A 14,594-nucleotide genomic window follows, 5' to 3' on the forward strand; every position below is an offset into this window, starting at 1 on the left:
TTGCCGTAAATATCAACAGATTTCACTTTCGGATTCAAAATTAAACCAATGAAAAAGCTAACCCCCTTTGTAATTAGTTGCCTTTTAGTGTTTGGTGTTGCTGCTTGTGATAACGCTTCTAAAACAAGTGAATCTGCACCCAACAATCCTAATGAGGCTCCCCAAACACCGAGTGCAAAAACAACAGAAGCTTCTCAAAAAGATGCACAAAGTGAAGTTCGTAGAAGACAACTCAATGAGGACATTCGCGCCCGCGAACAGCGTAATAATGTCACTGGTGGCGATACAAAAAGAGATCCAAGTGACTTAGCTAGTCAAGTTCGCTCGAAATTGGAGGCTAATATCCCCAAGAGTCAACTAACAGTTAATGCCGCAGACGGTGGTGTTGTTACTGTCGCCGGAACTGTCACCAATCAGCAGGAGTTGGCTAAAATTGAAAAATTAGCTAAGGAAATTAAAGGTGTGAATAGTGTAGTTGTGAAAGCAACTGTTGCCACAGTAACTAACTAAAGCAACTAACAAAAAATCCAAGTGAGCAGTAGGCATAAACAGATTTAACTGCTCCTGTTAACTCTCAGTGGTCAGTAATAAATTTAACTGACCACTAATAATTGAAAACTGAAACTATATTTGTTGATGCTTAGTTCAGTTATACAAAGTCTTGTAGTTATCAAACATAAAAACTATGGAAACCGAACAACAGCAACGTGAATCTATCAATGCTTCCTTATCACAAGGTACGCTAGCACTGGAAGGGACTGATACTGAAAACTTGCCAAAGTTACCGCCAGCACCTGAACCTGAATCTCAATGGCAGCAAATTAACAGACAAATTTCTCAATTTTTAGAGCAACTGCCCCAATATTTAAGTGACTTTTTTCGGAACTACAAGCAGCCTCTAATAACCGTTGCTTTAATTTTGGCAGCGATTGTTACAGCTAGGATAGTACTGACGATACTAGCTGCAATCAATGATATTCCCCTACTATCACCACTTTTTGAGTTAATTGGAATTAGTTACACCAGTTGGTTTGTTTTCCGTTATCTACTGAAGGCTTCAACTCGCCAAGAATTAGCCGATGAAATTCAATTACTGAAAAACCAATTCGTGGGCGAGTAAATTTACTGACTATTAAACTAGGATTTACACGGGCAAATAGAATTCGCAACTATACAAACTCTTGTCCGCGTCTGCGGAATTGGGTAGAGTTTCTTAATAGTTGCAGTTTCTAATTGCCCTTTTGATGTATAAGTTTACTTCAACCAAAACCCTTGTTCTACCAATAAATATCAATTCACGGTATTTAACCGGACTCTATCTTAGTCTTTTAGATACATCAAAAGATAGAGAATATAACATTATTTTTAAATTTAAGTCACTTCTCAAGATAGTAGCTTGGAGATCAGAAACAGCCTAATCTAGTTTCTGAAGTTATTTAATAGATTCTTTAACGAGGACATAAATTATGGCTAATGAAGCAGTTAAGAGAGATACAGATTCATCCGATAGAGCGGAAGTCAATAATTACGATCGCGGCATTATCCCTGCTGAAACCGCCGCTCGAATGGAAAGAGAAGGAGATAAGTTCAAAACTCGTCCCACGGAAGAACGGGAAGCAGATGCACCTACTGACGATCAAACCGATTCAGAAAGTATACGTACCACTGACGGCTATACCGTAGATAATGAAGGTTTGTCTAATAACTATGCAATTGAACCGGAAATGTATTACGAAGAACCGGGTGATGCACGCCAGCAAGCGGCAGAAGATAGGGAACAACGCATCGAAGAACTTGGAGAAGTGAATCAGGACGAGGAAGGCAAGTTGACAGATAAGGGCGACAGCCGCGGTAGAGGCCCAGGAATCATTTAATTAACTACTCTTTTGCTGGGTGCAATTACACGTAAGAAGGCTAAATAGGTGTTTTCTAGAGACGCAATAACTGCGTCTCTAATTTTTTATATTGTGTCTTTAAGACCGCAGAGCGGCAGGGTTTTTACGCTTTCTGCATAGATTTGAGAATTATAACTAATTAGTCGGACATAATATTACATATTACGTCTCTACATTTATTTTGATACCAATTCAATTAATAGATTGCAACACATCCTTGGGTAAAGACGTGATGAATCGCGTCTCTACAAATGGTCTATTTGTTGATTCTTTTTTCCAATTGGTACGAGTCGAAACAATCCCATTGGGGACTTACAACAAATAAAAGACAAAGCGCTTTGGGGTTCTACGGGTTTAATACAGCAGTATTACTAGATAATAAGTGGCTCAAGTTCGCGATTATGCCATTGCCGCTGATACCATTCGGCAACCAAAGGACGGACAATAAACTTAGGCTGTCCATCGCCTTTAACGTCAATACGTAAACCTGAATAAGGCCGTCGCTTCTGAAAACCTTGACCGTTGCGACCGATGAAGAGATGCGATCGCGCCACTAATCTATTCTCCTCCATCAAATCTGCTCCCTCAATTCGCTGGCGTCGCAAACTAAACCCGCTACCGCCACAAACAATCCAGTGGATATGAGAATCAGCGTGTCCCGTATCCATTGTTTCCAGGTGTTCCAAGCAGTGTGCGTGACCATTTATTACTAAATCTACCAAAGGACGACCCTGATTTAAGGAACCGATTTCTTTAGCTACCGCATCCAATACCCCACGCAGGCGATCGCGAACAATTAGAGTTTGTGCTTGTTGCCACTTCGTCGCCTCAGTTACATAAGGAGGATGATGGAAATAAATTATCCTTCCCCGAACTTCAGGATTATTCCAAGATTCAATTAATCTTTGCTTGAGCCAATCCAGTTGTTCGATATCCGTCAGCGTTGTTTTATTCGTGGCTAGTTGCTTATCGATATCAACAATCAGTTCTTCAATTTGTGACATCTTGGCATGAAAATCATCTAATTGATCGGCTTCATTCGGATTTTCGGGGCGAAGTTTGGCTGAGGTTTCAATGATTTCTAGCTTTTCTTGCTCGAAATCTTCACGGCGTTTTTCTAGGAGTTTGCGATCGGCGTTACCTTTTTTTGTTTTCGGTAGCGGTGGTGGATCGTTAAAGGTATTAGAATCCAAAGCAAAGAAATCAATACCGCCATAACAAAACGTGTAATAGCGATTGGGAAGGCGGGTGAAGTGCCCAGGTTGATAGGAAAGACAACGACCTGTATCTGTCTTGGCTGTGTAGTAGCGATCTAAGTGGCTGGCTAACTCTCCTGGAAGCTGAAACGCTTTTAGATAGTCGAGAAACGCCTTTGCGTAAGCGTCACCGCATCCTGAGCCATGTAAACCGACATCTAAGTCTAACCGCGATCGCAACAGGCGGCGAATGGGTAATGTTGTTAAGGATGCCAAGCTCAATAAAATCGGCAAGTTATAGTAATCGTGATTTCCCGGCACTGGTAAAATGGGCAGCTTAAAAACCATCTGGTCGTAAGCAATCCGTTTGCGATGCTCTATGCCGGAGAGAAACTCTCGGTAAGGCTGGATGAAGTTTTGCTGGTAATATTCACTCGATCCCACTAAATAAATCACATCTCCCGTATGCAGCATAAAACGGGATTCGTTGTGATGGGGCAGCATAAGTTCAGCTACTTGTCGCTGGGGATTGTGTCCTCTGTGTCTACCGGAACCACTATCACCGACAACTAAAAATGAGAACTCAGAATTGTCTGTTTGACCATCTTCCAAAACCAGTCGAGTTTGGTCGATATCGCGTTCAACAATTAACGGATCTTGCCACCGTACCCGCTGATTCATTTTCCGAATTTTCTTAGCGATCGTTGGATCAGATACAAGTTTCAATGCAACCTACTCCTGAGTTTTCAATTGAAGGTGAGCAAGGGAGCAGCACTTCTCTACAAGAGGCTGCACTCAGCGATCAAGGGGAAGTTGCAGTAAATTTTTCCCCTCTGCCCCTCTGCCCCTCCGCACCTCTGCCCTTATTCTTCCGCCGTATCTTTCATCTCAATAATCAGATTAGGGAGTCCCTCTAGTTTTTCGGTCGGCTCAACTTCTTCTACTAATGGCACGAAAATTCTTAAGCCTGCTGGTACACACTTAATTTCTACAGGTGTTGTGCCTACTATTTCACCATCTAGAACAACTTTTTGTGGTGGCTCAGTGGTAATTTTAAATTGTTTGGCTCGCAGGAAACCAATATCATCTCGTTCAACGGCGTTACCTGTGGAAGCCGTTTGAAATAGATGAAACGTAGCAGCGATCGCTCCTGCCTTGTTAGTTGGAGCGACAATTGTTAAATCTAGTAACCCATCATCATAAACCAGACCTGCTGGGCCTTGAGCCAAAACTGAAGTGGGAGGCGCGGCATTTGCTACCGTTACTGCACTGGCACTAGTTTTAATTATCCTATCTTCAGTTTCAATTTCAACATCAAAGTTTTTTAAATTTCTTAATTGCTGGATTCCTGCCAAAACATAGGCCATCATCCCAAAGCGATTCTTGGCGTCTCGGTCTGCCAATTCTACAGTTTCAGCTTCAAAGCCAATACCTGCCAAGAGTACCATTGGGCGCTCGTTGCAATAGGCTACGTCTACATGGGTGGTTGCTCCCTGCAAAATTGTTTGACACGCACCTGCGATCGTGTCAGGAATTCCTAAAGCTGTGGCAAAAGCGTTCGCTGTCCCTCTGGAAATGATCCCAAATGGGATATCAGTTCCCACAAGAGCCGCCGCCGCTATTGAGAGAGTACCATCTCCCCCAGAAGCAATGATTGCATCTACTCCTCGCTCTACAGCTTGATATGCCAGTTGGTCAGCATCGATTTCTTCAGTTGTAAAATAAATATCTAGATCGATCTCTGGCTCTAATATTGCCCGAATTTCTGCTAGCTCTGTATCTGGGTCGCCCTGACCCGCAACAGGATTGAAGATCAGACAGGCGGAACGATTCATAAGGTATAATAACTAAGCTTGGATAACTAATGAAGATAACAAATTATTCTTAGCATTCCTGGAAATTTTCAACTTCTCTTTTCGGGCTGAGTTTTTTAGATATATCGACCAAGTTCAGCGCGGTGTGCGATCGCATCATACACTGCTAACTAGATTTGGTTATTTCCCAAAATTTGGTGGCTACTAGCTGAAACTTGAGATGTTACGATCGCCATTGTGAGATATCGCAACATCTTCAAGTTACAAAAAAGCCAGAAAGTTGATTAATACGATTATTTATACATGATTTCACCGGCTACATTTAATTTATCGAGTCGTCCTTCATCAAAAATTTAAAATTTTCGCTTGATTATTTGAGACAGTAAGAGTAGCTTCTCTAAGCTTCTGCTGCATTCTAAGTGAATCAACTGACCAAGCCAAAGCGTAACTTATATCGCCATTGACCTTTGGAACAGCTATTTGAAAGTGAGGATCGCAAATTTTAAATCTGACTCCTTGCCAAACAGGCATAGCTCCAGGTATTGAATAGTTTTTAGAATACGAACTTACAATAAATGCCTTATCACCTGTCTGTAAAATTTGCTCTGATTGGAATGTAAAATTACCGCTGTTGATAACTGTAAGCTGTTTATCAAAGAATAAACGCGCTATGTAGTACATTACTGGAGCTATAGATTAATTTGTTAACAGTTTTACCTGAATACACAAAAATTTTAGGAGAAACGTTTCCAGAAGAAGTGTTTCCTAGAGAATACCATCAAGCAAATTCATTGGGTAAAACCCGCGGTTCGCTAATCTTGAACAAGCAGATATAGAACCATGTCGTGCAGACTTCGTGAAACAGTTCGGTATCAAAGCAAAGTTGGTAATGCCAATTCTACAAGAGAATCGACAAGCGGATAAACAATGAGATAGTAAAACACCTGCTTCTACCCCTTATCTTTAGGGATTATTGATTGCCGATCAGTGCGATCGCATCCGTATATGGAAATCTTGATAAATTGAATTGATGAACAATACCTTTGCTAAAAAAAGAGGATGAAAAATAGGGCTGATGTAGTAGAGTTATTGTCTTGCACAACGACAACTCAAAAGCTACAAGCAGCCCATGTTCGACAACAAAAGCATTATTATATCGACTTCATCAAATGGCGGGTTAGGCTTTTGAAACAGCACTCTTGTACGTTAAGGCTGAAACTAAGATAGGGTAAGCTTTTCAGCAAGTGCTTTCTACCATAAAATTGGTAAGATAACTATGTTATGGTGCTAGTTTTGATCTAGTTTGAACCAAAAATCGTCGTTTCAGGCACTTAAAAATTTCTTAGCGTACAAAAACCCCGGATTGGTGCGATGAAGTCTATATTAGCTTTTCAGCCAACACTCTAAAAACTACAGGTTTTAATCTAGATGAAGTTTAACTCTAAGTTGAAGACTTACCTGTTGCTATAGCTAGAGCTTGATTTGTTTTAGCAATAACTTGAGTTATTGCTTGCACAGTACCAGCATCCGCTACAGCGTCCGCTCGAGCCTCACCCAGAACCGTTACTGCTATAGATAACGCCCTAGCCACTTGAGTGTTATCTCCCTTCTGAGCTGAACTTTGAGCTCTAGCTAGAGATTGTACGGCTTGTTGAAGCTTCGGTAAGACAATATCTCTATACTCTGATGGGACGTTTACTGGTATGGTCTGTGCCACCGTTTGAGATCTAACTATTACTGTATCTAATGCTTTCACCGCAACGCCAACGGCAAAACCTAGCGATATATTGTCTTGAGCGATCGCTAAGTTGGCCTTACCTAGTCCATCCCCATGACTTAAGTCTTTGTTGTTAGATGACAATGATAATGCCTGACCTGAGGAAATTACCAGCAAGCCGATCGCTAGAAGAGGTACTTTACTAAAGCAATTGTTTTTCATCCTGCTCATCTCCTGATTTAAAAAACTAGAGGATGGGTTCATCCTCGCTGAACTCAAGGGTTCCGAGCGCCAGGGGAAACCCTCCTGTCAAGAGAACGCTTTCTAGTACAGCACGGCGTAAATAAATCACTCATTCAAAATTAATGAAACGCTTATGTTGTATTCATTTTAAATTTTGCGTCAAGTCTGAGCAAAGGAAACCCCTGCTCAGAACTTTTTAAGACGAATGCAAGAATTTTGAATTCTGCCTTGCGGTACTAGGTTGAATTGTGCTGACAAAAGTTACTCTTCAATTCAACTGTCTCTTCATCTTCAACTAGGTCACTCATTAACTCAACTTTATCTATTTTCACAAGATAAGTTTGCAGAGCCTAAAATTTTTATGAAACTTAGGTTTTGACTTTTTCGATTTTATCAAAACTAGTTATGTAGGTAAAAATTTTTGCCACAAAGCTATAACTTTTGTAAAATTTTAAGGCTTACATTCTTGGATTTGGATAAAGTCGAGATTAGAGGATGTTTTAAAAGTTGATTTTATCTATCTTAGCAATTATAAATTGCATATCACTCGCTTCTCCTGTCACAGACACTACGCGAACAAGTGGGGGATACTTGCTCAACGCAGCGGCTTGGTTACAAAAAACAAAATCTGCCGAAGGTTAGTAAATTCTTGATTTTGTATACATTCGACAGAGGTTGACAAGAGCTTGTATAGTAGCGAATTATATTCGCCAATGATTTTTAAAACATCCTCTTAGTTTTATGAGGCAAAGCTCTGAGCAACAGCAGTCGCAGCGCCCACAGCTGTTTTTGCACTGGCTAGTGATTTAGCAAGAGCTGGTTTGCCAGGACCACTAATAGCGGTTGAATTCGCTATAGCCAGCGCATCACCAAGGGTTGTTTCTGCTTTGGCTAGCGAAAGAGCAGTTGCCTTTATGTCACTTACAGCAGTTGAATCAGAACTAGCAACAGCAGTCCCTATCAATGATGTGGCTTTAGCAATAGACTCAGCTAAAGCCTGTTTCTTAGGTCCACCAATAGCTCCTGAAAGAGCAGCAGCTTGAGCCGGACCCAATGCAGTTTCCGCAGCGGCTATCGATTTTGCGAACGCTGTATTATTACTTAGAGGTGGTAGGGTAGCAGCAAGGAGCTCGGAGTTACCCAAACGTGTTGCATGGTTTATTACTTTAACATTAGATGTACTTGCAAATGTCGAACTAGAGAAAGTAAGCAGAGATCCGAGAGTTAAAGCGGCTACTTTTTTGAAATGTGCGTTAATCATGTTTTTAGCTCTTAAGGGTTGAACTTGAGTCTATGTAAAACTACTTGCGCTATCGACTCCACTAGTTTTTTGATGCCAACTGGAGTTTTATCCCAATTAACAGCAGTTATTTGCTCTCAATCGGCAGTGCGCTAGCAGGATAGTACCATATTTTCATCAGTAGATGTACATAAAAAAATTAACTTAATTTAATGTAATACAGCATAATTCCGGAGTCGTAATTACTTTTTTCAGAGAAAAATAGGCTTTCTACTACCTAGCTTTAAAACCTAAATTGTGTACTTCGCTACCTTTAAATATATGTATAAGATTAATAAATAAGCCTGCGTAAAAATTTTAGTTAGGATAATCTAGGAGGCAAGAGGCAAAAGGGAAGAGGATTTTAGCCTAGTACATCTTTCTTCACACAGTTTGGTTTGATTGTGCCAACTTACTTAATGCTCTTTTGTCACTCTCTTCAGAGAATATACTGAAACACTTGCAGATAAAGGTTTTATAAAAGAATCGATATTTCGAGTTTCCGATGAGAATTTTAAGTCTAAATTTCCAACGATATTTGGGTTTGAAATTTTGTCTAAGATTTTTATCTCACCAGATTAAAAAAGAGCGTTAAACACCTTTTTGAGTATGTGCACGTAGGCGCAGCCCGGCGTAGGCATTTGTGAGACTGGAATAATCCCCCCTCTAGTGATATTATTCAGGAGAAAAGCTTGTAACCCACCCACCGCCCAGAGCGCTTCTTGCACTGGCTAGTAATTGAACAAGACGTGGTTTACCTTTACCAGGCCCACTGATAGCGGTTGAACTCGCTATAGCCACCGCATCACCAAGGATTGTTTCTGCTTGAGCTAGCGAAAAAGCAGTTGCCTTTATGTCACTTACAGCAGTTGAATCAGCAGTAGCAACAGCATTCCCTAGCAAAGTTTTGGCTATTCAGATAAAATCTGCTGTAATTGCTGACCCCAAATTTTTAAGGGGATACAGATTTTAGATTTTTTATGATTAATTTTCGATGGTTACTTGCCAAGTGTTTAATGTAGTGCCAAGTAATAAGTCAAGGTTTGTCAAAGTATTGAGATAGTTAATAGTTGCATCGAGTTCAGCATTTCTTGCTTCTACTAAAGCAGTTTGCTGTTGAATAGTCTGGAATATTCCTGAACCCCTGCCCAATTTCTGTTTTTGTTGCTCAACATCAAGTTGTTTTTCAGATAATTCCGTAGCTTGTTGAGCAAGTTTTACTTGAGAAAAACTCAGATTAACATTTCTAATTATATCTGCTAATTGAATTTCTAAAGTTGACCGTGAATCCTCCAAAGAGATTTGTGCTTTGCGTAATTCAATGCGCGATCGCTCCGGCCTTTGTTCTCGACTTAAATCACCAAATGATCGGCTTAAACTTATTCCAGTTCTAACATCAGTTGATGTATTAGTAGTATTATTTAAACTAACATTAAAATTTAAATCCCAGCGTTTATCATTGTCTGCCAGCAACACTTCAATTTTACTTCTTTCCAGGTTTAGCTGTGATTGCAAATAAGTGGGTTGATTTTTTAATGCTATTTCCTTCAGGTTGTTAAATTCCAGAATCGTCGGTTTGATCGTCGGAAGTTCAGCCGCAAATATCTTGGTATTTTGATCGATATCAAGAATTTGCAAAAGAGCTAACTTTCTCCCCTCAAGCTGATTCTGAGCGGCTAATACACTTACTTCCTGATTAGCTACAGATGCCTGATTTTGGATAATAGCGATCGGTGCTTCTCTACCTGCGTTGATTAAAGCTTGCGTGATTTGTAATGAATCTTCGGCATTTTTTAGCGCCAGTTGCTGAATTTTCAGTATTTCCTGTGCCTGAAGTAACTCACGGTACGCCAGGATAGCATTCGTAATTGTTTCACTTAATATAGATTTTAAAGCGAGAATATTGTTTTGTTCATTTAGTCGAGCAGCTTTAATATCGGCTTTGTTGATTTCAGTCCCGGCTCCCCTTAATAAAGGTTGGCTAAAACCTAGATTTAAACTCTGTAGTAAGTTATTCTCATTAAAATTTGAAAATTGATTATTGTTTGTCCATCCAAAACTAACCTCTCCACCTGTGGGAATTTTTACAGAAATTTGTGTATCTAGATCGACTCCCGGATTACCTGATGTGATTCCATTATTACCAAGTTCATCCACTGTAAATGACAAACTTGGTGTGAAGTTAGGTGCAAATTTATTTTCTGCAACCTCCAAGTCTTTTCTTTGAATAATTCTATCGAGATAGGCATTTTTAATTGTTCTGTTATTTGCTAAAACCAGGACAACTACATCTGCAAGTTTCAGTTTAATTTCTTGTAGATTTGGTGGTTGATTAATAGGTAAATTTGATTGAGGATTAGTTTCATTAATTATTTGATTTTCTATTTGATTTTGGGGTGCTGACCGCTGTTGAGCTAGCTTGAAAGAATTCTTCTGAGCTAATAGTGAAACTGGTTCTGAAAAAGCTGGCGTTACTTGTGGTTGGCTGTGGGGATTCAAAATCAGAGGTTGGGAATTGGTAAGTGGTAGTAAAGACGTTTTTGCTGGAGGTATTTTGGATAGCTCTCTTTGGTTGTTCGAGGAATCAGCAAGGGCAAATATTTGATTAAATGGTATAACTTTTTCAGCAAAGGGGATGGCCTTTATTTCAGAGGTTTTAGGTTGCTGAATTTGGCTAATATTATTTTTTTCAATAATAGGCGGCACTATTAATTGCTGCTGAAGTTGAATTTGATTTTTTTTTGTTTCAATTTGGTTAGATTTGATAATTAATTGTGTCCGAACAGCAGGAATAAACACTACTGCAATGCCTAAAGTTGTAGCAAGAATACCTACCCAATTAAGACTGCAAAACAAAATATAAATAAAAGACCAACGGTTTGAGGATTTGGAATTTTCTTGAGAATGCCGATGCATATTAATACCATTTCGGATTGCTAATTACTAATTGTGAATTGCTTTTCTTGTCTTTTTGCTCATTTTTTACGCCTCACGTAATGCTTTAACTGGATCGAGTTGACTAGCGCGTAAAGCGGGAAGAAAACAAGCACCTACGCCTACTACTAAAGCTGCACCCAATGATAATGCAGCGGTTTCGCTCTCAAATTGGTAAGGCAACTCAAACGCATTAACAACCATCAATGTCAAACTATATACTGTGATGATAGCGGCGATTCCCCCCACCAGGCTTAAAATTGCTGCTTCCAAAATAAATTGCGACAAAATGTTAGTTTTAGTTGCACCGAGCGCTCGTCTTAAACCAATTTCTGAAGTCCGCTCAATGATGGCGGCTATGGTAATATTGGCAATACCCACACCGCCAATTAGTAGTGCGATTACCCCCACAACAGTTAGTGCCTGCGTTGCCAAATCTAAAGTTTCTTTTTGCTTAAAGATTGCCTCCACATTGCTTGTAGCGTAGACTTCTCCACCTGGAAAGCGTTGCTTTAATATTTTTTCTGCCTGCTCTTTGATGTTTTTCATGTCTTCGAGGTTTCGCGGACGTATTGAGATTGAGTTAATAGTTTGCTTGCCCGTCATAGCGCTGTAAGTTGATATAGGCATCAGTAAAGCACCTGTAGGTTTCTCGCCACTCATCTGTGATTTGCTCTCCATGACTCCCACAACCAAACAGGGTCTTGCTGTAGTAAAAATCAGTTTACCTATAGGATTTTGACCTTGAAAAAGTTGCTGTGATAAAAATTCATCAATCACCGCTACGGAGCGGTAGTTGGCAAAATCAGCAGTTGAAAAGGCGCGACCTGTTTTGAGTTTTCGGCCTGAAGTCAACAAATAATCTTTGGTAACAGCCTGTATATTAGGCTGGGCTTGTCGACCGTAAAATGAAACTTGTTGAGAAGGCACATAACTAGAAGCACTAACTCCTTGCAAACCTTTAAGTCGTTGGCGCAAGAATTCCATGTCTTCTAAGTTTGGCCCCCTGATTTGTTCTCCCAGCACAATAACAAGGATTTGAGGCGCTTCTGTTTCTGACAACTGCTTGGCAATCATCGCCCGACTTATGCTACCCACTTGTAGCGTTGCATTCACCGCCGCCACACCCATGAATACGCCGAGGGTGGTAAGGAAAGAACGCAGTAGATTACTACGTAGTGAGTTACTGGTGAGTCTGATCAGGTCTAGGGGAGAAAGGCTCATAAGCAGAATGGGGAGATGGGGAGATGAGATAAAAAGAGGGGGAGATCCCGATCTCAAGCCATCTTTTTTTTCCAACCTCACAGGAAACCTCTAAGCCCCCGTGATTGGGGACTCATGGGATTTTTGTAACTGGCATTCCTGGTTGAAGTTCAATTTCAGGTGGGGGAAGAATGATTTTTTCACCTAGTTTTAAGCCGGATTTTATTTCTACCTTGGTTGGTCCTTCTAGTCCAAGGGTGACTTTCCGCTTTTGAACCAAGCCTTGGTTGTCCTGTACCCAGACAAAAGGCTCTGGTTCGGAGCGTTGAATTGCTTCTATGTTTACAGCTACTACCTTCTGCCGTTGCTGTACGATAATTTCAACACTGACTTGGCTACCAGGGATTAAAGTACCACTAGGTTTGTCTAACTTGATAGTGGCGGGGACTTTAGCTGAACCTGATAAACCAAAACTTAATCCGCTGCCCCCAGAACCAATCGCCTGGGGATACAAGCTGGTGACTCGTCCGCTAAATTCCTGAGCATTGGGACCAAGAACTTTGATCTGCACTGGTTGGTTGATTTTGACTTTGGCAGCATCTAGAGTCACTAGCTCTAGTTTCACAATTTCTTGCGTCGGATCGCCTAAGGTAAGTAACGTATCACCAGATTTTACACCGTCCCCATCCTGAATTTTTAAATCAAGGACTTTACCAGCGAAGGGTGCGGTGAGTATGTTTTTTTGTAGTTCCTTCTGAAGATTTTGTCTCTCTATTTGTAGGCGTCGGAGTTCCTCACTTTCAGTATTAAGTGTTGAGAGAGTTTCTCGCAACTGTGAGTGTGCATCCACAACCTTCTGTTGCTCTTCTGTTTGGTGCTTCAACTCCAAATTTAGACGCTGGAGTTTAAGCGTTTCGCTAGTGATTGTTAATTCAGCCTGTTTGACAGTAGATTTTGTTTCACGGACTTTTTCTTGTTGCTGTTCGAGTTCATTGCTCGAAATAAAGCCTTTTGCTGCCAAAACTTCCACATCCTGAAGTTCCTTGATCGCCGCAACTTGTTTTTCTTTTGCATCAACAAGTTGATCGCGGCTACGTGTTAAGTTTAGCTCCTGTTCTTGGATTTCTAGCTGTTTTTGTGTTACAGGCTCTTGCAGATCCTTTTGCTCTGTGGCAAGCTTGTTCTGCGCTTCCACAACTTTCTCCCGACTGCGTACCACGATGAGTTCCTGTTTGCGAATTCTTAAATCAGAATCAGTAAGATTTTTTTGTCCTTCTGGGTTGCGAAAAATCACTAATTGCTGACCAGACTTAACACGATCGCCCAGTTTGATTAACACCCTTTCTATCGTCACTTCTCCAGGAGACTTCAGGGCTTTTTGATTTCCCAATTCTAAGATGCCACTCTCATTAATTGTAATTTTTACGTCATCAGAGTCTACGCTTATCGTAGGTACTACTACGGCTTGAGTTGATTTATTGAAACTTTTGATATACATAAACCAACCACCAATACCTACCAAAGTTAGAATTGCAGACCAAACTAACCATTTAACTCCGGTTTGAAATTTCTTTTTACTTTTACCGGGAAAATACATTATGAGTTATAAGTTTGAGCGCGATTATATAATCTGCTTTTTGTCAATAATCTTTTGGGTAATGTCGATCTGTATTAAGAACGTCGCCGTTGGGGTACTAAACAGAGTAATAACAATAACATTGCCCAAGTTGCTCTAACACCAGAACGAAGAATTAAAAATAATAATTATTACCTTTGCAAAAGTATACCATAAGACTATTGGTACTTTCTTTATATGCTGATAGCGATCGCCCTTAATTAGCTGGTAAAAAAGAGCGATCGCTAGTGCTACCAACCTCAATGCCCGCAAGGTGATGGGCTATTTAAGCAGACATATTTTAGTGCAATAAACAAATGTTCCCAACTTTCTTCTTATTATGGCGATTGAATGCAAGCGATCGCAATATAGCTTCTTAACCTACGCGTCTGTTGCAGTTTGAGCGTTTTGATAGAAGTGAAATTGGATAATTTATTTTTTGGAGTTTCCTTAATATTCGCACTCAAGCAGTCTAGTTTTCTTGCTTTTTTCTTACCCCACACCCCACTGGACACTACGTGTCTTTTAATACATCTTTTTCTTTTCATGGGCTTTAAACTCACTCCGGGCATGAACTTTTCTTTCCCCTACACCCCTAATTTTACTAAGTAGCATAGTGTAGGTTGGCAGTATTATAAAATACTGTTAGTTAGGAGTGGTACGTTACGTATCTAACGTATCCTACGAGATTCAAAGTT

At 40.4% G+C, this 14,594-nt stretch carries 12 protein-coding genes; 3 read left to right on the forward strand and 9 right to left on the reverse strand.

From position 1 onward, the window contains the following. The first annotated feature begins 48 nt into the window (after nt 1-48). The 3 genes from AC1F2U_RS02405 (at nt 49) to AC1F2U_RS02415 (ending at nt 1,874) form a co-directional block, all read left to right on the forward strand. Nucleotides 49-510: a BON domain-containing protein gene (locus AC1F2U_RS02405; RefSeq protein WP_480259685.1), complete on the forward strand. Its 462-nt coding sequence runs from the start codon at nt 49-51 to the stop codon at nt 508-510. Nucleotides 511-685: 175 nt separating this feature from the next. Next, nucleotides 686-1,120: a CAAD domain-containing protein gene (locus tag AC1F2U_RS02410; RefSeq protein ID WP_480259686.1), complete on the forward strand. Its 435-nt coding sequence runs from the start codon at nt 686-688 to the stop codon at nt 1,118-1,120. Between the two features lie 346 nt (nt 1,121-1,466). Beyond that, nucleotides 1,467-1,874 carry a hypothetical protein gene (locus AC1F2U_RS02415; protein WP_480259687.1) on the forward strand — a complete coding sequence of 136 codons (408 nt, stop codon included), beginning with the start codon at nt 1,467-1,469 and terminating at the stop codon, nt 1,872-1,874. A 392-nt stretch (nt 1,875-2,266) separates the two neighbouring features. Here the strand turns inward: AC1F2U_RS02415 and AC1F2U_RS02420 are convergent, their stop codons facing one another. The 9 genes from AC1F2U_RS02420 to AC1F2U_RS02460 all read right to left on the reverse strand — a co-directional run bounded on the left by AC1F2U_RS02420 (nt 2,267) and on the right by AC1F2U_RS02460 (nt 13,878). Next, nucleotides 2,267-3,817 carry a metallophosphoesterase family protein gene (locus AC1F2U_RS02420; RefSeq protein WP_480259688.1) on the reverse strand — a complete coding sequence of 517 codons (1,551 nt, stop codon included), beginning with the start codon at nt 3,815-3,817 and terminating at the stop codon, nt 2,267-2,269. 137 nt (nt 3,818-3,954) lie between these two features. After that, nucleotides 3,955-4,926: a YegS/Rv2252/BmrU family lipid kinase gene (locus AC1F2U_RS02425; RefSeq protein WP_480259689.1), complete on the reverse strand. Its 972-nt coding sequence runs from the start codon at nt 4,924-4,926 to the stop codon at nt 3,955-3,957. 324 nt (nt 4,927-5,250) lie between these two features. Then, nucleotides 5,251-5,586 carry a hypothetical protein gene (locus AC1F2U_RS02430; protein ID WP_480259690.1) on the reverse strand — a complete coding sequence of 112 codons (336 nt, stop codon included), beginning with the start codon at nt 5,584-5,586 and terminating at the stop codon, nt 5,251-5,253. A 760-nt stretch (nt 5,587-6,346) separates the two neighbouring features. Continuing rightward, nucleotides 6,347-6,844, reverse strand: coding sequence for a hypothetical protein (locus tag AC1F2U_RS02435; protein ID WP_480259691.1), 498 nt, complete (start codon nt 6,842-6,844; stop codon nt 6,347-6,349). A gap of 760 nt (nt 6,845-7,604) precedes the next feature. Further along, entirely contained in the window at nt 7,605-8,126 is a 522-nt protein-coding gene (locus AC1F2U_RS02440) for a hypothetical protein (RefSeq protein ID WP_480259692.1), read from the reverse strand. 693 nt (nt 8,127-8,819) lie between these two features. Further along, nucleotides 8,820-9,047 (reverse strand): hypothetical protein, encoded by a 228-nt coding sequence (locus AC1F2U_RS02445; RefSeq protein ID WP_480259693.1) that lies wholly within the window; start codon nt 9,045-9,047, stop codon nt 8,820-8,822. 81 nt (nt 9,048-9,128) lie between these two features. Next, complete coding sequence (locus AC1F2U_RS02450; protein WP_480259694.1) at nt 9,129-11,060, reverse strand: TolC family protein; 1,932 nt, start codon at nt 11,058-11,060, stop codon at nt 9,129-9,131. 66 nt (nt 11,061-11,126) lie between these two features. After that, nucleotides 11,127-12,302 (reverse strand): ABC transporter permease, encoded by a 1,176-nt coding sequence (locus AC1F2U_RS02455; RefSeq protein ID WP_480259695.1) that lies wholly within the window; start codon nt 12,300-12,302, stop codon nt 11,127-11,129. A gap of 112 nt (nt 12,303-12,414) precedes the next feature. Then, nucleotides 12,415-13,878, reverse strand: a complete 1,464-nt coding sequence (locus tag AC1F2U_RS02460; RefSeq protein WP_480259696.1) for an efflux RND transporter periplasmic adaptor subunit — start codon at nt 13,876-13,878, stop codon at nt 12,415-12,417. Nucleotides 13,879-14,594: the final 716 nt, after the last annotated feature.

The sequence above is a fragment of the Nostoc sp. LEGE 12454 genome (assembly GCF_056620565.1).

What these genes read in the sequence shown, in the direction of transcription:
- AC1F2U_RS02450 (WP_480259694.1), bottom strand. Translation starts at nt 11,060, where the DNA reads ATGCATCGGCATTCTCAAGAAAATTCCAAATCCTCAAACCGTTGGTCT.
- AC1F2U_RS02430 (WP_480259690.1), bottom strand. Translation starts at nt 5,586, where the DNA reads ATGTACTACATAGCGCGTTTATTCTTTGATAAACAGCTTACAGTTATC.
- AC1F2U_RS02405 (WP_480259685.1), top strand. Translation starts at nt 49, where the DNA reads ATGAAAAAGCTAACCCCCTTTGTAATTAGTTGCCTTTTAGTGTTTGGT.
- AC1F2U_RS02435 (WP_480259691.1), bottom strand. Translation starts at nt 6,844, where the DNA reads ATGAAAAACAATTGCTTTAGTAAAGTACCTCTTCTAGCGATCGGCTTG.
- AC1F2U_RS02460 (WP_480259696.1), bottom strand. Translation starts at nt 13,878, where the DNA reads ATGTATTTTCCCGGTAAAAGTAAAAAGAAATTTCAAACCGGAGTTAAA.
- AC1F2U_RS02440 (WP_480259692.1), bottom strand. Translation starts at nt 8,126, where the DNA reads ATGATTAACGCACATTTCAAAAAAGTAGCCGCTTTAACTCTCGGATCT.
- AC1F2U_RS02415 (WP_480259687.1), top strand. Translation starts at nt 1,467, where the DNA reads ATGGCTAATGAAGCAGTTAAGAGAGATACAGATTCATCCGATAGAGCG.
- AC1F2U_RS02425 (WP_480259689.1), bottom strand. Translation starts at nt 4,926, where the DNA reads ATGAATCGTTCCGCCTGTCTGATCTTCAATCCTGTTGCGGGTCAGGGC.
- AC1F2U_RS02455 (WP_480259695.1), bottom strand. Translation starts at nt 12,302, where the DNA reads ATGAGCCTTTCTCCCCTAGACCTGATCAGACTCACCAGTAACTCACTA.
- AC1F2U_RS02410 (WP_480259686.1), top strand. Translation starts at nt 686, where the DNA reads ATGGAAACCGAACAACAGCAACGTGAATCTATCAATGCTTCCTTATCA.